This is a genomic window from Enterobacter cloacae complex sp. P42RS, assembly GCF_014930595.1.
In the GTDB taxonomy this organism is placed as follows: domain Bacteria; phylum Pseudomonadota; class Gammaproteobacteria; order Enterobacterales; family Enterobacteriaceae; genus Enterobacter; species Enterobacter bugandensis.
The window spans coordinates 1-19,264 of the sequence record NZ_JADBRK010000002.1 but is presented as its reverse complement, the minus strand read 5'-3'; the positions used below and the strand labels follow the sequence as shown (position 1 = coordinate 19,264).

Below are 19,264 nucleotides of genomic sequence, written 5' to 3'. Positions count from 1 at the left end.
GGACCGTTCGTAAGGCTGATGAAACTCAAAAAGGACGCAGCGTCTGTCAAAGCAGGCTTAACGAAAATTAACGTCCTGCTGCTGGCATATGACTGCGTCGACTTCCTGATTTAGTTCGTCAAGCGGAGAGGGATTTTCTCATGCGTATTTTGTTTGTAGGCCCGCCTCTCTATGGGCTGCTGTATCCTGTGCTGTCTCTGGCACAGGCGTTTCGCGTTAACGGCCATGAAGTGCTGATCGCCAGCGGAGGAAAATTCGCCCAAAAAGCGGCAGAAGCAGGGCTGGTGGTATTTGACGCCGCACCCGGTTTTGATTCTGAAGCTGACTATCGCCGCCGCGAGGCACAGCGAAAAGAAAGCAACATCGGCACAAAAATGGGCAACTTCTCATTCTTCAGCGAAGAGATGGCCGACCACCTGGTGGAGTTTGCCGGACACTGGCGGCCCGATCTCATCATCTACCCGCCGCTCGGCGTCATCGGGCCTCTGATAGCCGCCAAATACGATATACCGGTCGTAATGCAAACCGTCGGCTTCGGCCATACGCCCTGGCATATCAAAGGCGTAACGCGTTCGCTCGCGGACGCCTATCATCGCCACGGCGTTGGGGCCGCACCGCGCGATATGGCCTGGATCGACGTAACACCACCGAGCATGAGCATTCTTGAAAACGACGGAGAACCCATTATTCCCATGCAGTACGTCCCGTACAACGGCGGCGCGGTGTGGGAACCGTGGTGGGAGAGGACGCCCGACCGTAAACGTTTGCTGGTGAGTCTCGGTACCGTCAAACCGATGGTCGACGGCCTTGACCTGATCGCCTGGGTGATGGATTCCGCCAGTGAAGTCGATGCCGAGATCATCCTGCATCTTTCGGCCAATGCGCGGTCGGATCTGCGCTCACTGCCCTCAAATGTTCGCCTGGTCGACTGGATACCCATGGGAGCCTTCCTGAACGGCGCAGATGGCTTCATTCATCATGGTGGCGCGGGCAATACCCTGACGGCACTGCACGCCGGTATTCCACAGATCGTCTTCGGCCAGGGTGCCGATCGCCCGGTAAATGCCCGCGCTGTTGTCGAACGCGGCTGCGGGATCATCCCCGGCGACGACGGCCTGTCGAGCAGCATGATCAATGCTTTCCTCGACAATCGCGCGCTTCGCGACGCCTCTGAAGAGGTAGCGGCGGAAATGGCAGCGCAACCCTGTCCGAGCGAGGTGGCGAAAAGCCTGATCGCGAGGGTACAGAAAGGGTAGCCACTACGCCGTCATGACGATCATACGCCAGCACGCATCCAGGAGATACGCCCGTAACAATGCGGGACCGGATCGGGCTGGCGCTTTTTTTTTGCACAGCGATCCGACTTGGATCCTATTGTTTACAGACGGAGGAGGCTTAATGCCTGCGACTCACTCTCCCACTCCTGCGCGGTCCTGGATAGTTCGCCTGGCACGCGTGTGCTGGGAACGTAAGAAACTTAGCATCATCGTAGTGGTAGCGTCGGTCTCGACCATTCTGCTGGCCGCGCTGACGCCGTTGCTGACAAGGCAAGCGGTGAACGACGCGCTGGCAGGCAATCCGACTCGTCTGCCGTGGCTGGCCTGCGGGCTATTGCTGATTGCCTTTTTTGATTTCATCGGTAACTACGTGCGCCGCGGTTATGCCGGGGAGCTCTCGCTCTGGGTGCAGCACACCCTGCGAGGACGGGCATTCGACAGTATTCAAAAACTTGACGGCGCAGGCCAGGACGCACTGCGCACCGGGCAGGTGATTTCACGGACCAACAGCGATCTGCAGCAGGTGCATACCCTGCTACAGATGTGCCCGGTGCCGCTGGCGGTGTTCACTTATTACATTGCCGGCATTGCCGTGATGCTGTGGATGTCACCCGCCATGACGCTCATCGTCGTGTGCGTACTGGCATGCCTGGCTATCACTGCGCTGCGCGCGCGTCGCCGGGTCTTTGCGCAAACCGGGCTGGCCTCGGACCGACTGGCAAATCTCACCGAACATATGCGCGAGGTGCTGGCGCAGATCTCAGTGGTAAAATCCTGCGTGGCGGAGCTGCGTGAAACGCGCTGGCTGGATCGCCAGTCGCGGCAGATGGTGCGGGTACGCATCGGCGCGGCCATCTCGCAGGCGATGCCAGGTGCCACCATGCTGGCGCTCCCGGTGCTCGGGCAAATCGTCCTGCTGTGCTACGGCGGCTGGTCGGTTATGCACGGGCGCATCGATCTCGGCACCTTCGTGGCGTTTGCCAGCTTCCTCGCGATGCTGACCGGGCCAACCCGTGTACTGGCATCGTTTCTGGTTATCGCCCAGCGCACCCAGGCGTCCGTGGAGCGCGTGTTTGCTCTGATCGACACCCGTTCGCAGATGGAAGACGGGACGGAGACGGTTAACGGTCAGGTTATCGGGCTGCAACTGGAGAATATGAGCTTCGAGTACCGTGGCGGCAGACGCATCCTCAGCGATGTCTCCTTTTCCCTGCACGCCGGTGAAACGGTGGCGGTAGTGGGCGCATCGGGTTCCGGGAAATCCACGCTGCTGATGCTGCTGGCGCGTTTTTACGATCCCAGCGCCGGAGAGATATGGCTCAACACCAGCGCAGGCCGACAGAACCTCCGCGATCTCAGGCTGGAGGCGCTTCGTCGTCGGGTAGGCGTTGTGTTTGAGGATGCTTTTCTGTTTGCCGGTACGGTGGCGGAAAATATCGCCTACGGGCACCCTCAGGCAACGGCGGACGACATTCGCCTCGCGGCGAGGGCAGCAGGAGCCAGCGATTTTATCAACGCCCTGCCGAAAGGTTTCGATACCCAATTAACCGAACGCGGTACGAATCTTTCCGGCGGACAGAGGCAGCGAATCGCGCTGGCACGGGCGCTCATTACCGCGCCGGAAGTGTTGATCCTCGATGACACCACCTCGGCGGTCGATGCCGGTACTGAAGCGGAGATCAACACCGCGCTGAGTCGCTATGCTGACGAAAAGCATATGCTGCTGGTGATTGCCCGACGCCGTTCGACGCTTCAGTTAGCCAGCCGGATTGTGGTGCTGGATAAGGGCCGGGTGGTGGACACCGGAACCCAGGCAGAACTTGAAGCGCGCTGTCCGGCGTTCCGCGCGCTGATGACCGGCGACGGCGATTTCCTCGCGCCTTCCCACAGTGGGCCTAACGGATTGTGGCCGGCCGTACCAGCGCCACAAGACGATGCGGCGCAGACGGGGGATAAATGCTTTGTCGCCCGTATGACGCGCGTGCCGGAAAATGCAGTACAGCAGGCGCTGGCCGGTAAAGGCCGCAAAGTCACGTCGCTGCTGAAGCCCGTGGCGTGGATGTTCGTCATCGCCGCCCTGCTGATCGCCCTCGATTCGGCGGCAGGCGTCGGGGTACTTATACTGCTGCAGCGCGGCATTGACTCCGGCGTTGCCACAGGCGATATGTCGACTATCGGCCTCTGTGCCCTATTCGCCCTGTGCCTGGTGGCCGTGAGCTGGTGCTGTTATTCACTACAGACTGTCTTCGCCGCCAGAGCGGCAGAGTCAGTCCAGCATACGGTGCGCTTGCGCAGCTTCGGCCATATGCTGCGTCTTGGTCTCCCATGGCATGAAAAGCATGTCGATTCGCGTCTGACCCGCATGACCGTAGATGTGGACTCTCTCGCCCGCTTTCTGCAAAACGGCCTTGCCGGTGCAGCCACCAGCCTGGTGACAATGTTCGCCATCGCCGCCGCCATGTTCTGGCTCGACCCGCTCCTGGCGCTGACGGCATTAAGCGCGGTGCCAGTGGTCGCACTGGCAACCTGGATTTATCGCCGCCTCAGCTCCCCTGCTTATGCGCAGGCGCGGCTGGAAATAGGCAAAGTCAACAGCACCCTGCAGGAGAAAGTCTCCGGCTTGCGCGTTGTGCAATCGCATGGCCAGCAGGAACAGGAAGCCGCCCGGCTGCGCGCGTTATCGGATCGGTTCCGTGCGACCCGCGTACGTGCGCAAAAATACCTTGCCGTCTATTTCCCGTTCCTAACCTTCTGCACCGAGGCCTCCTATGCCGCCGTTCTTCTGGTGGGTGCATCGCGAGTCGCCGAAGGCGAAATGACCGCCGGGGTGCTGGCGGCTTTCTTCCTGCTGCTGGGGCAATTCTATGGGCCAGTGCAGCAGTTATCAGGAATTGTCGACGCCTGGCAGCAGGCGACGGCCAGCGGCAAACATATCAATGAACTGCTGGCGACCGAAGGCACAGAGAACATCGAGCCCTCTTCCGCACCGCCCGCCACCGGCGCGCTGCATCTTGATGAGGTCACGTTCAGTTATCCCGACAGTCCTCAACCCGCGCTGAACAAACTTACCCTGACAATCCCTGAGGGAAGGGTCGTCGCGGTCGTTGGTCGCAGCGGTGCGGGTAAGTCAACGCTGATTAAGCTGATCGCCGGATTGTATTCCCCCACCCACGGCAGGATCAGCATTGGCGATCGGATAATTGATGATGCCTCGCTTGCCGATTACCGTCGCCAGATTGGGCTGGTCGATCAGGATGTGGCGTTGTTTAGTGGTGATATCGCGGAAAACATTCGTTATTCACGGCCATCCAGTACCAATGACGACGTTGAGATTGCCTCTCAACAGGCAGGGCTGTATGAGACGGTGCGCAATCTGCCGCAGGGATTCCGCACACCGGTGAATAACGGCGGTGCCGATCTGTCCGCAGGTCAGCGCCAGCTGATTGCGCTGGCCCGCGCACAACTGGCGAATGCTCACATCCTGCTGCTCGATGAAGCCACGTCACGCCTGGATCGCACATCCGAAGAGCGATTGATGTCATCGTTAACAGACGTCGCGCACGCCGGGAAGCACCTGGCGCTGATTGTGGCGCACCGTCTGACCACCGCGCAGCGCTGCGATCTGATTGCCGTTATCGATAAGGGGCAGCTTGCGGAATACGGCACCCACGAACAGCTGTTAGCGGCCGGCGGCCTCTACACCCGCTTGTGGCATGACAGCGTCGGCAGCTCTGTTCCCCATCGCCAGCACGACATCACGGGGGAAATCGTGGAAGAGTAATTGCGCACGTAAGACATTACAAAACACGCGCTAAAGCGGCTGTTCCCGGAATAGCCGCTTTAGCTATTTATACTGACACCCTTCATATTCAAAGAGAGTGAATGCTGAACATGCAACAACATCCCTCTGCTATCGCCAGGCTGCGCAGCCAGCTGGCAGCAGGCCACATTGCTAACCTTTCTGACTTCTGGCGAGACGCTGAGTCGCTAAATGTACCGCTGGTGACGCCAGTCGACGGAGCGAAAGACGAGCGTGATGTGACATTTCTGTGGCGCGCCAGGCACCCTCTACAGGGCGTTTACCTGCGTCTGAATCGGGTGACGGATAAAGAGCACGTGGCGAAAGGGATGATGACCGCCCTTCCCGCGACGGATATCTGGACTCTGACACTGCGTTTACCCGCAAGCTACTGCGGCTCCTATTCGCTGGTGGAAATCCCCCCCGGCACCCCGGCCGAGACGATTGCACAGTCCGGAGGCCGCTTTGCTACCCTCGTCGGGCACGCCGATCCGCTAAACAAAACGCCGGGGATCAACGTTCGGGGAAGCACACAGGAGTCGGTGCTGGCGCTTGATAAAGCCCCCGCCCAGTCCGAATGGCGCGGCGGGTCACCCAGCGGGCAATTGCTTACCTCGGCGCGCACTCTCGCCGGGGAATCGCGCCGGGTTCGGCTCTATCTGCCGGACGTTGATGTTTCGCAGCCCCTCGGCCTGGTGGTACTGCCCGATGGTGAAACCTGGTTCGATCACCTTGGCGTATGCGCGGCAATTGACGCCGCCATAAACAACGGACGCATCGTGCCTGTGGCTGTACTTGGCATCGATAATATCGATGAACACGAGCGAACTGCGATACTCGGCGGGCGCAGCGAGCTGATAAAGGATATCGCCGGCCAGTTGTTGCCGACGATCCGCGCCGAACACCCGCAGCGGCGGTGGGCAGACCGTTCGCGCACCGTGCTGGCCGGACAGAGCCTCGGCGGGGTCAGCGCGCTCATGGCCGCTCGTTACGCACCGGAAACGTTCGGGCTGGCGCTCAGCCACTCCCCTTCGATGTGGTGGACGCCAGAGGGTGCCAGCCGGCCAAACGTGTTCAGCGAAACCGATTCGTCATGGGTGAGCGAACATCTGCTTTCTGCCCCGCCGCAGGGCGTGCGCATCCGCCTGTGCGTGGGATCGCTGGAAGGTTCGACGGTACCCCACGTTCAGCGGCTGCATCAGCAGTTGCTTACCGCTGGCGTCGACAGCCATTGCGCAATGTATACCGGGGGTCACGATTACGCATGGTGGCGCGGCGCACTGATTGACGGGCTTGGTTTACTCCAGGGTTGACTTGACCCGCGAACACTTTCAGGCAACTGTACAGGCTTCCTGAATAAAGAAAATGTCACCTGCGGAAAAGGAATAAACATCAGATGTATGCCCGCGAGTATCGCCCAACACGCTCACGCAAGGCGCTTGTCACTCTTCTTTCTGGTCTCACCCTTATCTGGAATGCGCACGCTTTCGCAAAGCCGGATATGCAGCCACTGGGGCCGAATATCGCCGATAAAGGCTCTGCGTTTTACCATTTCAGCGTCAACTCGTTCGACTCCGCCGATGGCAGCCGCCATTATCGGGTATGGACGGCCGTGCCAAATAAAGCCGCACCGGCGTCGGGCTACCCGATTTTATATATGCTCGACGGCAACGCAGTTATGGACCGCCTGAACGACGACCTGCTCAAACAGCTGGCAGAAAAATCACCGCCGGTGATTGTGGCTGTCGGGTATCAGACCAACCTCCCCTTCGATCTCAACGGCAGGGCCTACGACTATACGCCAGCAGCAGAAAGCGGCAAAACGGATACCCGCAACGGGCGTTTTAGCCGTAAGAGTGGGGGTAGCAACGACTTTCGCCAGTTACTGGAAACGCGTATAGCGCCAAAGGTGGAACAGGGATTGAATATCGATCGGCAGCGTCGCGGCCTGTGGGGGCACTCCTACGGCGGCCTGTTCGTGCTGGATGCATGGCTGTCTTCCCCTTATTTCCGGACGTATTACAGCGCCAGCCCGTCGTTGGGCAGAGGCCATGATGCGCTACTGAGCCGCATCACGGCGGTTGAGCCGTCGCAATACTGCGCCAGGCGCCTGATGATAATGGAAGGTTCGGCGACGCCGGGCGATAACCGGGAAACGCATGCTGCCGGAGTGCTGACGAAAATTCATGCCACCCTCGCCACGCTGGAAGATAAAGGCGTCAATGCCGACTTTTGGGATTTCCCAAACCTGGGACACGGGCCGATGTTCAACGCCTCCTTCCGCGGAGCGCTGTTAGATATCAGTGGTGAAAACGCAGGTAACACAGCAGGCTGTCATTCATTAAGCCGCTAAACACTGCCCGCCTTGACGCGGGCAGTACACCTGTAACACTACGATCAAAATGACGCGGTAACACCGGCATAATAAGCCCGGCCAGGCTCGTTATAGGTATTCGCCCCTTCGGAAGATCGGTAAATCTGTTTATCTAAGATATTGCTGACACCAACGTTAAGACGCAGATTTTTATTAATATCGTAATTGAAGTTCGTCCCCACCAGCGAATAAGCGCCCAGCTCTTTACCTGACAGACCGCCAGTATCTTCACTACGAGTTTCCGAATGAGTACGCGGTTTTTGTCTGCCGTATAACGTCCAGTTGACGCTGGCAGAGAACGCCTGGGTGATGGTCCAGTCAAGCGAGTTATTAATGGTGTATTTCGGGATGATCGACAGCGGGTTACCGGTGTCTTTTTGCTCCGAGGTGATCATCCAGGTGGCATTGGTATTCCAGTTCAGACGATCTTTCACCAGCGGGAACGCCATGCTGGCTTCGATACCGTCCACCAGCGCTTTCCCGCCGTTCTGCCACTGGAGAATATATGCGCCGGAAGCGGTTTGCCCGATAACATTATCGCCGGCCACGATCTTATTCTGGTAGTCATTGCGGAAGTAGGTCACGCTGGCATGGTAATCTTCCCAGGCGAACTCCAGCCCAATTTCTTTATTGATGCTAATTTCCGGATCGAGATCTTTATTACCGATCAGGTAGCAGCCGCCCGATGTAATATCTTTTGGACAACCGTTGCCTTTCGAGTAGAGCAGATAACCTTCGCTGGATTGATACAGGTTTGGTGCTTTAAAGGTTCGGGCAATCCCCGCTTTGACTTTGAAGTAATCGCCCAATTCCTGCGAGAGGTTCAGGCTGGGGCTGAAGTTACCGCCGGACTCGTTGAGATAATCAAAGCGCAGGCCGGGAATGATATTCGTGCCGGGAACCGGCTCAATATTATCTTCAATATACAGCGCACTGATTTGGGAATGGTTTTTACTGCTGCGATCCGCAGCCGAGCCAGAAATGCCGCCGATATCACTGTCATCCACGGTCAGGCTGGTAGAGGAAGGATCGTCGAGCTCATCGCGGCTCCACTCCGCACCCACGGTCAGCGTTTGATCGACCAGCGCATTCAGCGGAATATTAAGCTCGCCGCTGGTTCGCCAGGAGCTCAGGCGATTGGTCGTGAACTTTTCATCCGCCGAAATACGCCCTTCACCGCCACCGGATAATCCTTCATTCATGCGGGTGTTATTGGTTTTCTCATAATAGACACCAAAATGGCTTTGACCCCAGTCCCAGATACCATTGTGCGTAACGCCATAATTCTGCCGGTAAAGGCGGTTCGTCTCCTCGCCGGATTTCGCCAGGCTTTCAGTGACGGCACTGGAAGAACTATTTTGCGTATCGCCCGCATAGATATTCCCCTGACGGCTATATCCGGCTTCGAAATCGATAATTTGCTGCGGATTTAATTTCCACGAGACAACGCCGTTAATATCTTTGTTGCGCACCCCTTCATGCCCGGCCGCGTTTTTCGTACCGGCCGAGGAGTTAATATCCCAGCTGTCGGCATCGGTTTTATTCAGGTTTCCGTACAGGCGCATGGTCAGCGCATCGCCAGCCAGCGGCCCGCTAAGGCTGAAGTTGGCGCGACGCGTAGCGCCTTCGTCGCTGCTTTCCGGCTGGTTGGTGTATAACGACAGCGAACCGTGCCAGTCGTTGGTAGGGCGTTTGGTAATGATGTTCACCACCCCGCCCGCTGCGCCCGAACCGTAGCGTGCCGCCGCAGGGCCGCGGATCACTTCAATACGCTCAACCTGTTCCGGTGGCACCCAGTTGGTGTCGCCGCGGGTATCACGCTCTCCACGCCAGCTATAACGCACGGCGTTGCGCGACGTCACCGGCACACCATCAATTAAAATTAAGGTGTTCTCCGGCCCCATGCCGCGAATGTCGATCTGGCGGTTATTACCACGTGTACCCGAGGCGCTGTTGCCGGTCAGATTGACACCGGGCATTTTGCGAATAATATCGGAGAGATCGTTGACCGGAGGGTTCTTTTTAATATCTTCGCTGGTAATAATCGACACGCCCGGCTGCTGTTTGAGTACCTGCTCAGCGGTGGCTTCCACCACCAGGGTCTCGTCGTTATCATCGGAGGATTTTGCCAGTGATACCTGACTGTTCAACCCTGCCAGGAGCGCAGTGAGCGGCCAGAAGATCTTGATAATTCTCATACCCATTCCCTAATACATGCCTAACGTAAAAGTGATCGATCGTTAAGCTCACATCCTTGCCAGATATTTTAAACTGCCATTATTTTTATAATAAGAATGATAATTAATATCATTTGGAGAGGATTAAGGCAATCCTTAATACACGGATGCGCGCATTAATGAAACGCACGCATTGGCCCGGAGTGATTCTTCCCGGGTACCACCCTGTGCGTTCGTAAAGCTGGCATACTGAAACAGCGGAAGAAGAGAACAGCCCATTGGTATTTCGTGTAGTGACATAACGTTAATATGTCATTACAAGGGAACGCAGCCCCGGTAAGCGCAAGCGCCACCGGGGCAAGAAAGGTTACTGCTGCGCGAGCTGATTGCGGCGATACTCCCCCTGCCGCTCCAGCATCCAGCCAGGATATTCCCGCGGCAGCGCGCTCACCGCATCAAGCTGCTGAAGCTCGTCTTCGCTGAGACGGATCCCGGTGGCGGCAATGTTGTCGTCCAGCTGTTCAACGCGTTTCGCGCCAATGATGACGCTGGTCACCGCTTTCTGATGCAGCAGCCACGCCAGCGCGATTTGTGCGACGGAGACGCCCTTACTTTCGGCAATCACGCGCATCACGTCCACGCAGTCAAAGGCGCGATCTTTGTCCACCGGCGGGAAGTCGAACGCCAGACGGCGGCTACCGGCTTCGCTCTGCCCGTCGCGACCATATTTTCCGCTCAGCAGGCCGCCCGCCAGCGGGCTCCAGACCATCAGCCCGACGCCTTCGCTCTGCATCATCGGCACCAGCTCGCGCTCAAGATCGCGCCCGGCGATGGTGTAGTACGCCTGCAATGACGCAAAACGCGCCAGCCCCAGACGCTCGGAAATCCCGAGCGCTTTGGCTATCTGCCACGCCGCCCAGTTCGAGACGCCGATGTAGCGCACGTGGCCGTGCTGCACCAGGTTATCCAGCGCATACAGCGTCTCCTCAATCGGCGTGGCCGGATCGAAACCGTGAAGCTGATAGAGATCGATATGATCGAGCTGCAGGCGGCGCAGGCTCTCCTTCACGCTGCTGATGATGTGATAGCGCGAGCTGCCGCGCGAGTTCACACCGGCGGTGCCCGTTTCGCCGAACACCTTGGTGGCAACCACCACATTTTCGCGCGGGACGTTGAGGTTTTTCAGCGCCTGCCCGAGGATCGCCTCCGAGCGCCCTTCCGAATAGACGTCGGCGGTATCAATGAAGTTGATGCCCGCGTCCAGCGCGCGGCCCACCAGCTGCTCGGCTTCGTTTTGCTTAAGCTGACCAATCTTGCCCCACATGCCGTCTTCACCGCCGAAGGTCATGGTGCCGAGGCACAGTTCAGAAACAAACAGTCCGGTGTTGCCCAGTTTTTGATAACGCATAAATTATTCCTCGCATGTCGATTGGGTACCCGATAGTTATACCCGCCCCTCAGCCATCGCGAATGTGGCGTTCCTGTCCGTTTCTTGCCCAATCCTCTGAATTTATCCGCGCGGGGCGTCGCCAAAGACGCTGTAGTCCGGCAGCTGCACCTGCTGATACGGCTCCCAGCCGCCGCCGAGCGCCTTGTAGAGCGCCACCAGATCGAGAGCGCTTTGTACCTGCGCCTGCGCGCGCTGCTGCTCAGCCTGCGCCAGCTGCCGCTGGGCGTCCAGCACGTCGATAAAGCTGGCGATCCCCTGGCGGTAGCTGTCGCTGGCTAAATCAAAGGCGTTTTGCAGGGCGTCGATGGTTTTCGCCAGGCCCGCCTCACGCTGCTGGTCGGTGCGATAGCTCACCAGCGCGTTTTCGACATCGCCGAGCGCGGTCAGCACCGTTTGACGATAGTCCAGCACCGCCGCCCCCTGCTGCGCGCGCGCCACCTTGACGCTGGAGACCAGCCGACCGCCCTGGAAGATGGGGATGGAGACCTGCGGGCCGAAGCTGTAGAAGTGGCTGCTCCAGTCGGTCAGCCAGCCGGATTCGCTGTTGCGCAGGCCAAACTGTCCGGAGAGGGTAAAGCTCGGGAACAGTTCGGCCACCGAGACGCCAATCTGCGCCGTGGCGGCATGAAGGTTGGCCTCCGCTTCGCGCACGTCCGGACGGCGGCGCGCCAGCGTGGACGGTATACCAGTCTGCACGATATCCGGCAGCGCGGGCATTGGCTGTGCGGATTGCAGCTCGCTATCCAGCGCCCCCGGCGGCTTGCCGAGCAGAATAGCCAGCCCGTTCATCGCCTGGCGTTCCTGGGCCTGATACTGCGGCAGCTGGGCTTCAAGATTGCCCAGCTGCGCCCGGGCGTTTTCCACGTCCATCTGCGGCGAAAGCCCGCCGCGCTGGCGGCTTTCGGTCAGGTCCAGCGTCTGCTGCGCGCTTTTAATCTGGGTGTTCAGGGTAGCGATAATGCTCTGTGCCCCGCGCAACTGAAGCCACGCGCGCGCCACTTCCGCTTCCAGCGACACCAGCGCATCGTTACGCTGTTCGATGGCGGCCTTCTGCTGCGCCTCGGCGGCTTCCACCTGACGGCGCACCTTGCCCCAGAGATCGATTTCCCACTGGGCGTCGAAGCTGCCCTGATAAAGGTTAATCGGCTGCGTCAGCGGCCCCAGCGCGCCTCTGAGTTCAGGGTCGACATTATCCAGCTGGTCGTACACGCCGTGGGATTTTAGCTCCCCTTCCAGCCCGAGCTGCTGGCGCGTCGCCTGCAGATTGCCGTTGACCGATGGATAAAACGCGCCGCCCGCCTGATTAATCTGTTCACGCGCCCCGGCAATGCGCAGTACCGTTTGCTGCAGCGTCAGGTTTCCGGCGATGGCGCGTTCAACCAGACTGTCGAGCTGCGGCGAGCCGAAGGTTTTCCACCAGCGCGGATTGGTCGCGGCGGAGGTGGTTTGCGATTTTACCGCGCTGTCGCCCTTATCGTTCCAGTGCGTAACGGCGGGTGGCGCAGGCTGCTGGTAGTCCGGCCCGACGGCGCAGCCCACCAGCAGCATCATTATCATCAGGGGGTGTAAACGTCTGTGTATCATCAGTGTGCTCCTGCACTCCCCTCGCTCTTAACCGGCGAGAGCAACAAACAAAACGGAATCAGTAACAAGGCCACCGCGCTCAGGATAGTGAAGACGTCGATGTAGGCCAAAAAGCGGGACTGCTCGATCATCGTCTGGTACATCCGCCCGGTGGCAATCCCGGTCGGATCGCCCACCTGGGTGGTGAAGTTCTGGATCGCCAGGGCGCTTTCGCGAATCGCCAGCTGGAACTGCTCGTTAAACGGCGAGGCGTGGTAGGCAAGGTGCGCGCTGTGCGCCTGCGCGCGCTCGGTGATGGCCGCCGTCGAGAGCGAAATCCCGATGGATCCCGCCACGTTGCGGAACATGGTAAACAGCGCCGCCGCATCGGCGTTGAGCCGTCTCGGTATCGAGATGAAGGCGATGGTGGTGAGCGGCACAAACAGGAACCCCAGACCAATCGACTGGGCGCTTCGGAACAGCACCAGGGTTTCGAAGTCAATATCCGGCGTCAGCGTGCGCGACCAGAAGAACGACACCGCCAGGCAGGTAAAGCCAAAGGCGATGATCCAGCGCGTCTGCACCACCGGCATCAGCTTCAGCACCAGCGGGATGGTCAGCACGATCAGCACCGCGCCGGGCGAAAGCACCAGCCCGGACCAGGTGGCGGTATAGCCCAGATCCTGCTGCGCCAGCTGCGGGATCACCACCGAGCTGCCGTAGAGGATCATCGCCATCCCCGCCATCAGCAGGCTGGAGATCGCGAAGTTGCGGTCCTTCATGCAGTGCAGATCCACCACCGGCTTTTTGGCATACATCAGCCAGTAGATTGCGCCGATAATGCCGACCAGCGTCAGCACCGCGAAGGTGCGGATAAAGTTCGAGTAGAACCAGTCGTCATCCTCGCCCCGGTCGAGCATCACCTGCAAACAACCCAGACCGAGGGCGATCAGGCCGATCCCCGTCCAGTCGATGGTCAGCTTCTCTTTTGATTTGCTCTCCCACGGCGGATCTTCCAGCAGCTGGTAGATCGCCAGCACCGTCACAATCCCTACCGGGATGTTGATAAAGAACACCCAGCGCCAGGAGTAGTTGTCGGTGATCCAGCCCCCCAGCGTCGGGCCGAGCACCGGCGCGACGATAATCGCAATGGAGGAAAGCCCAAACGCTTTGCCCCTGTCCTCCGGCTTGAAGTAGTCAAGCAGCACCGACTGCTGGGTGGGCTGTAGCCCGCCGCCAAAGAAGCCCTGCATCACGCGGAACAGGATGATTTGCCACAGCTCGGTGGCGATGCCGCACAGGAACGAGCAGATGGTGAACATCACGATGCAAATGAGGAAGAACTGCTTGCGGCCAAACAGCCGGCTCAGGAACGCCGAGATGGGCAGCACGATGCCGTTCGCCACCAGGTAGCTTGTCAGTACCCAGGTGGATTCGTCGTAGCTGGCCGAGAGCGACCCCGCCACGTGCGGCAGCGCGACGTTGACGATGGTGGTGTCCAGAATTTCCATGAACACCGCCAGGGTGACGACAATCGCCACCGCCCACGGGTTACTGGCGGGCTTCCAGTTATCGTGGCTATGATCCGTCATTCCACGGTGACCTTCGGTTCAACCGACAGCCCCAGCGGCAGCGGCTTGTTCGGATCCAGACCTTTATCAATGACGATTTTTACCGGTACGCGCTGAACAATCTTCACGAAGTTACCGGTGGCGTTTTCCGACGGGAAGGCGGAGAAGCGCGAGCCGCTGCCCTGCTGGATGCTGTCGATATGGCCTTCAAGCTCCATATCCGGCCAGGCATCCACCGAGACGCTAACTTTATCGCCGGGCTTCATGCGCTCAAGCTGGGACTCCTTAAAGTTCGCCACCACCCACACGTTCGGCGAAACCAGTGAGAACAGCGCCGTTCCCGCCTGCACCAGCGTGCCGGGCTGCACGTTGCGTTTGGTGACAAACCCGTCGAACGGGGCGCGGACTTCGGTGTAAGAGAGGTTCAGATTGGCCGTTTCCAGCTGTGCTTTCGCCTGTTCGACCTGACGCTCGCGGGCTTCGACGTTGGTCTCCTGCTGGCGGATTTGCAGCTGTACCTGCTCCGCCACTTCCAGCTGCGCCTGTGCGCTGGCAAGGCCAGCCTGGGCGCTGCGCAGCTGAGCGTTCGCAGAATCAATACTTTGCTGGGTGGTCGCGCGCGGGTCGACGCCGCGCTGGCGCCGGTACTCCGCCTGCGCGTTCGCCAGATCGGCTTGCGCTTTCAGCACCTGCGCTTTGGCTTCGTCACGCTGGGCGGGATACTGCACTTTTGAGAGCGCCAGCTGCGCCTGGGCCTGATGCAGCTGCGCGATAGCCAGCCCAAGCTGAGCCTGAGCCTGATCGCGCTGGGCGGTGGTATCGCGAGGATCGATCACCACCAGCACGTCCCCTTTCTTCACGCGCTGGTTATCCCGCACGCGAAGCTCGGTAACGTAGCCCGCCGTTTTGGGGGCAATGGTCACCACGTCGCCGTCGGTAAAGGCGTCGTCGGTGGTCTCTTCGTTGCGGGTTAAAAACCACCAGACCAGCGCCACGATCACCATCACGATGACCACGATGCCAAGGATAATTAACGGTTTTTTGCCCGGGCGTTTACGCTCGTTATTGTTTTTATCCTGCTCGTCAGCAGGTGGATTTTGTTCTTCTGCCATAATTCAGCAACGGTCCTGTCAGTGAGCGGCATCACACTATGCCGTTCACTAAAGCTAGGACGTTGCTATACATTTGCCAGGAAAAACTGACAAATTGCGCACTATATGAGAAGGAATAGTCCGAAACCGATCGCCGCAGCCCAGAACAGCATCGGGATCGACCAGAGGTGGAAGCGCCACCAGATGCGACGGTCGTTGGCCATGCGCAGGGCGATCAGGTTTGCCAGGGAGCCGGGCAGCAGCCCAAACCCACCGATGTTCACCGCCCAGGCCAGTAGCGTGTCCGGCGGAACGTAGTTAAGCAGCAGAATGGTGGCAGGCACGTTGCTGATAAACTGCGACAGGCCAATCGCCGTCAGCCACAGCCCCGGCTGCGACAGCGTGCTGACGCTGTGCAGAACGTTTTGCAGCACGGGAAGCTGAATAAGCAGATGCACGTCGATGAACATCGCCATAAAGACCAGCAGCAGCGTCCAGTCCACGCTCACCAGCACGCGCCGCGCCAGCACGACAAAGCCCGCGGCGACGAGCAGGACGCCCGCCAGCTCATACCTCAGCTCCAGGGCGAACAGAAAGACGATATACAGCCCGAGGCAGCTCCAGACCAGCCGCGGCTGCCACTGCGGGCCCGTGGTCCCGCTATGGTATTGCAGCTTTTTATCCGGAAACGCGAACCAGCAGACCGCCAGCAGCGACAACATCATCACCAGCGCCAGAGGCGCCATCTGCCAGGTAAAGGCGGCGAATGACAGACCGGAACGTCCCCAGAGAAGAATATTTTGCGGGTTGCCGATGGGCGTCAACAGAGAACCGGCGTTAACGGCGAGCGCTTCAAAGATGATCAGTCTGCTGACCGGGATCTCGCAAAGCTTACGCAGGGTGAGCGTGAGGGGTACGATGATAAACAGCGCCACATCGTTGGTCAGAAACGTCGACAGCACCGCGGCGGAGAATACCATAAACAGGGCCAGCCTGCGCTCGGTGGCAAAACGGCGCACCATTTTGCGCCCCAGGACGTCAAAATAGCCGCTCAGCTCGACCCCTTTGGTCAGCATCATTAACCCGCTCAGGGTGATGATGGTGCGCCAGTCAATCGCCGCAGACCAGGCCTGTGGCGCAAACGGCACAAACAGGCTTAACCCGGCGCCAATGATTAATAAGAGATGGAAGAAACGATCGCGTGACAGGGCCTGCAGTCCAGGGATTTTCATTCAGCGGAGGGACCATATTTAAGGGTAAATTCGCGAAACTTCACCAGCGTCTCTTCGCTAACGTGGTGCTCCATTCCTTCCGCATCCCGACGGGCAATTTCCGGGCTGACGCCCAGCACCAGCAAAAAGTTCTCGACGAGCTGATGGCGCTCGCGGCTCTCCTGCGCAAGCTTCTCCCCTTCCGGCGTCAGAAACACGCCGCGCCAGGGGATCATTTCGATCAGGCCTACCGAGGCCAGACGTTTTAACATTTTAGCGACCGTCGGCTGCGAAACCCCGAGCCTGGCGGCCATATCGACCTGACGCGCTTCCCCAACCTCGCGGATCAGATCGGAAATCAGTTCAACATAATCATCAATCAGTTCACGCCGGTGCGCTTCACGGACCTGGCGAAAACCTTCGACATGTTCTTCAACATTCACCAGTTGCGTCGTTTTTTTAATGGTTGGCTTACCTGCGCGACGGTTCATTGTACTTCCTCATTGGGGTGACGCTTCCAGCGCCCGGTATCGAGAGCGCACATTGTAAACCATCCCTCCACAAGCACAAAAAATTAACGAAATAGCCATAGCTATACAATATAGCCTGTGCTATATCTGTATGTAATGCAGTCACCCTTCACGGATCGAAGGGATCAAACATCAGGAGGTCTCATGAACGAATTCAAGAGGTGCATGACCGTGTTTACCCACTCTCCTTTTAAAGTGCGCTTAATGCTGTTGAACATGCTGTGCGATATGTTTAACAACAAACCGCATCAGGACGACAAACCTTCCCACTAAGCGGCGTTGCGGTACGCCGCTTCATTTTTCTGTCACACTTCCGCTGTAAACTGACCAATTCCCGATAATTTTTGCGGATTTGCAGCCCCCTTCGCAAAACATCTGTTTAGCAACTGTTGACCTTAATTCACGCTCGCACTATCTTCTTGCAGCCCTGCACAATTTGCGGCTCGCTGAAGCGGACCTCTCATTCCCTTTCCACGCACTGTCCGGCAGGCTTTGACCCTTGGCGCCAGGGTGAGCACATGGCGTTTTTGTGATAGTGACCTATGAATGTAACCCTGATAGATACCATCGTTACCCGCAGCCGGGCCTTAAGCCCGTGGACGGGATTTTACTTTTTGCAGTCGCTGCTGATTAACTTTGCGCTCGGCTATCCCTTCAGCCTGCTTTATGCAGTGGCTTTCACCTGCATCCTGCATGTGCTGTGGCGAGCGGCCCCGCGCGTGCAGAAAGCGTTGGTAGGGGTCTGTTCGCTGATTGCTGCGATGTATTTCCCGTTTGGCCAGGCCTACGGCGCGCCAAACTTCAACACCCTGCTGGCGCTGCACTCCACCAATATGGAAGAGTCGACGGAGATCCTGACGATCTTCCCCTGGTACAGCTACGTCGTCGGCCTCTTTATCTTTGCGCTTGGCGTCATCGCGGTTCGTCGCAAAGCAGACGCGAAGAGATCATGGGGAAAAATGGAGTCTCTGTGCCTGGCGTTTAGCGTGGGGACGTTTTTCGTTGCGCCGGTGCAAAACCTGGCCTGGGGCGGCGTGTTCAAGCTGAAAGATACGGGCTATCCGGTGTTCCGTTTCGTTAAAGACGTCGTCGTAAACAATAAAGAGGTTCTCGACGAGCAGGCGCGCATGGCTGAACTTTCCAATATGAAAGACACCTGGAACGTGCTGGCGGTTAAGCCGAAATACCATACCTATGTGGTGGTGATCGGCGAGAGCGCACGTCGCGACGCGCTGGGCGCATTTGGCGGGCACTGGAATAACACACCGTTTGCCAGCTCTGTCAACGGCACCCTGTTTACCGATTATGTGGCGGCCAGCGGCTCGACGCAGAAATCGCTCGGCCTGACGCTGAACCGCGTGGTGGATGGCAAACCTCAGTTTCAGGATAATTTCGTCACGCTGGCCAACCGCGCCGGTTTTCAGACCTGGTGGTTCTCCAATCAGGGGCAAATTGGCGAATACGACACCGCCATCGCCAGTATTGCTAAGCGTGCTGACGAAGTGCAGTTCCTGAAGAGCGGCGATTTTGAAGCCGACAAAAACACCAAAGACGAGGCGCTGCTGAAGATGACGGCGCAGGTCTTTGCTACCCAGCGCACCCAGCCGCAGCTGATTGTTCTGCACCTGATGGGATCGCATCCGCAGGCCTGCGATCGCACTGGCGGTAAATACGCGGAGTTTGTGCAGTCGAAAGAGACCTCTTGCTATCTCTATACCATGACGCAAACCGACGAGCTGCTCAGCAAGCTTTACGATCAGCTGCGCAATACGGGCGAAAGCTTCTCTGTGGTCTATTTCTCTGATCACGGGCTGGCGTTTAAAGAGCGTGGCAAAGAAGTGCAGTATCTGGCGCACGACGACCAGTTCCAGCAAAATTTCCAGGTGCCGTTTATGGTGCTGTCGAGTGATGATAAAACGCATCGCGTTATCAAAGCGCGGCGCTCGGCGAATGATTTCCTGCAGTTCTTCTCGCAGTGGACGGGGATTAAGGCCAAAGAGATAAAAAATGATTACCCGTTTATCTCCAACAAGAAAGCGCCCCCAGTGTACGTTACCAACTTCAAATTACAGAAAGTTGACTATAACCATCTGGGTACCGATATTTTTGATATTAAGAGTAAGTAAGCTGTGCGATCTCGTGCGGTCTGATGCCCTTGTATGTTTAAAGTCACTTCAGTTACCCGTCAACAGACGGGTAAACTGTCACTGAGTTTGACCTG

General features: G+C 58.3%; 13 protein-coding genes. 6 read left to right on the top strand and 7 right to left on the bottom strand.

Going from position 1 to position 19,264, the window contains the following annotated elements; genetic code table 11:
- Positions 1-140: 140 nt before the first annotated feature.
- The 4 genes from iroB (at position 141) to IM314_RS03430 (ending at position 7,429) form a co-directional block, all read left to right on the top strand.
- Positions 141-1,256, top strand: a complete 1,116-nt coding sequence (gene iroB, locus IM314_RS03445) for a salmochelin biosynthesis C-glycosyltransferase IroB (protein ID WP_017384908.1) — start codon at positions 141-143, stop codon at positions 1,254-1,256.
- 142 nt (positions 1,257-1,398) lie between these two features.
- On the top strand, positions 1,399-5,058 hold the full coding sequence (iroC, locus tag IM314_RS03440) for a salmochelin/enterobactin export ABC transporter IroC (protein ID WP_193359203.1): 3,660 nt from the start codon (positions 1,399-1,401) through the stop codon (positions 5,056-5,058).
- A gap of 101 nt (positions 5,059-5,159) precedes the next feature.
- A complete protein-coding gene (locus IM314_RS03435) occupies positions 5,160-6,389 on the top strand; it encodes an esterase family protein (RefSeq protein ID WP_032102662.1) in 1,230 nt (409 codons plus the stop codon).
- Positions 6,390-6,472: 83 nt separating this feature from the next.
- Positions 6,473-7,429, top strand: coding sequence for an alpha/beta hydrolase (locus IM314_RS03430; protein WP_193359202.1), 957 nt, complete (start codon positions 6,473-6,475; stop codon positions 7,427-7,429).
- Between the two features lie 44 nt (positions 7,430-7,473).
- Here the strand turns inward: IM314_RS03430 and iroN are convergent, their stop codons facing one another.
- The 7 genes from iroN to mntR form a co-directional block, all read right to left on the bottom strand.
- Positions 7,474-9,648, bottom strand: a complete 2,175-nt coding sequence (gene iroN / locus IM314_RS03425; protein ID WP_120787296.1) for a siderophore salmochelin receptor IroN — start codon at positions 9,646-9,648, stop codon at positions 7,474-7,476.
- A 346-nt stretch (positions 9,649-9,994) separates the two neighbouring features.
- Positions 9,995-11,035 (bottom strand): aldo/keto reductase, encoded by a 1,041-nt coding sequence (locus tag IM314_RS03420; RefSeq protein WP_045630927.1) that lies wholly within the window; start codon positions 11,033-11,035, stop codon positions 9,995-9,997.
- A gap of 102 nt (positions 11,036-11,137) precedes the next feature.
- Entirely contained in the window at positions 11,138-12,661 is a 1,524-nt protein-coding gene (locus IM314_RS03415) for an efflux transporter outer membrane subunit (RefSeq protein ID WP_193359201.1), read from the bottom strand.
- Positions 12,661-14,232, bottom strand: a complete 1,572-nt coding sequence (locus IM314_RS03410; protein WP_045630925.1) for a DHA2 family efflux MFS transporter permease subunit — start codon at positions 14,230-14,232, stop codon at positions 12,661-12,663. Before IM314_RS03410 ends, IM314_RS03415 begins: the two co-directional genes overlap by 1 nt.
- Positions 14,229-15,323 carry an HlyD family secretion protein gene (locus IM314_RS03405; protein ID WP_041910714.1) on the bottom strand — a complete coding sequence of 365 codons (1,095 nt, stop codon included), beginning with the start codon at positions 15,321-15,323 and terminating at the stop codon, positions 14,229-14,231. The genes IM314_RS03410 and IM314_RS03405 overlap by 4 nt, the downstream gene beginning before the upstream one ends.
- A gap of 101 nt (positions 15,324-15,424) precedes the next feature.
- On the bottom strand, positions 15,425-16,534 hold the full coding sequence (locus IM314_RS03400) for an anion transporter (RefSeq protein ID WP_193359200.1): 1,110 nt from the start codon (positions 16,532-16,534) through the stop codon (positions 15,425-15,427).
- Positions 16,531-17,004, bottom strand: a complete 474-nt coding sequence (mntR, locus tag IM314_RS03395) for a manganese-binding transcriptional regulator MntR (RefSeq protein ID WP_008501176.1) — start codon at positions 17,002-17,004, stop codon at positions 16,531-16,533. The genes IM314_RS03400 and mntR overlap by 4 nt, the downstream gene beginning before the upstream one ends.
- A gap of 183 nt (positions 17,005-17,187) precedes the next feature.
- Here mntR and mntS point away from each other — a divergent pair, with 183 nt between their 5' ends.
- Together mntS and IM314_RS03385 are read left to right on the top strand one after the other, a co-directional pair.
- Positions 17,188-17,316, top strand: a complete 129-nt coding sequence (gene mntS, locus IM314_RS03390; RefSeq protein WP_014831181.1) for a manganase accumulation protein MntS — start codon at positions 17,188-17,190, stop codon at positions 17,314-17,316.
- 269 nt (positions 17,317-17,585) lie between these two features.
- Positions 17,586-19,169 carry a phosphoethanolamine transferase gene (locus IM314_RS03385; RefSeq protein ID WP_047362740.1) on the top strand — a complete coding sequence of 528 codons (1,584 nt, stop codon included), beginning with the start codon at positions 17,586-17,588 and terminating at the stop codon, positions 19,167-19,169.
- The last annotated feature ends 95 nt before the right edge of the window (positions 19,170-19,264 follow it).

What these genes read in the sequence shown, in the direction of transcription:
- iroB (WP_017384908.1), top strand. Translation starts at nt 141, where the DNA reads ATGCGTATTTTGTTTGTAGGCCCGCCTCTCTATGGGCTGCTGTATCCT.
- iroC (WP_193359203.1), top strand. Translation starts at nt 1,399, where the DNA reads ATGCCTGCGACTCACTCTCCCACTCCTGCGCGGTCCTGGATAGTTCGC.
- IM314_RS03435 (WP_032102662.1), top strand. Translation starts at nt 5,160, where the DNA reads ATGCTGAACATGCAACAACATCCCTCTGCTATCGCCAGGCTGCGCAGC.
- IM314_RS03430 (WP_193359202.1), top strand. Translation starts at nt 6,473, where the DNA reads ATGTATGCCCGCGAGTATCGCCCAACACGCTCACGCAAGGCGCTTGTC.
- iroN (WP_120787296.1), bottom strand. Translation starts at nt 9,648, where the DNA reads ATGAGAATTATCAAGATCTTCTGGCCGCTCACTGCGCTCCTGGCAGGG.
- IM314_RS03420 (WP_045630927.1), bottom strand. Translation starts at nt 11,035, where the DNA reads ATGCGTTATCAAAAACTGGGCAACACCGGACTGTTTGTTTCTGAACTG.
- IM314_RS03415 (WP_193359201.1), bottom strand. Translation starts at nt 12,661, where the DNA reads ATGATACACAGACGTTTACACCCCCTGATGATAATGATGCTGCTGGTG.
- IM314_RS03410 (WP_045630925.1), bottom strand. Translation starts at nt 14,232, where the DNA reads ATGACGGATCATAGCCACGATAACTGGAAGCCCGCCAGTAACCCGTGG.
- IM314_RS03405 (WP_041910714.1), bottom strand. Translation starts at nt 15,323, where the DNA reads ATGGCAGAAGAACAAAATCCACCTGCTGACGAGCAGGATAAAAACAAT.
- IM314_RS03400 (WP_193359200.1), bottom strand. Translation starts at nt 16,534, where the DNA reads ATGAAAATCCCTGGACTGCAGGCCCTGTCACGCGATCGTTTCTTCCAT.
- mntR (WP_008501176.1), bottom strand. Translation starts at nt 17,004, where the DNA reads ATGAACCGTCGCGCAGGTAAGCCAACCATTAAAAAAACGACGCAACTG.
- mntS (WP_014831181.1), top strand. Translation starts at nt 17,188, where the DNA reads ATGAACGAATTCAAGAGGTGCATGACCGTGTTTACCCACTCTCCTTTT.
- IM314_RS03385 (WP_047362740.1), top strand. Translation starts at nt 17,586, where the DNA reads ATGAATGTAACCCTGATAGATACCATCGTTACCCGCAGCCGGGCCTTA.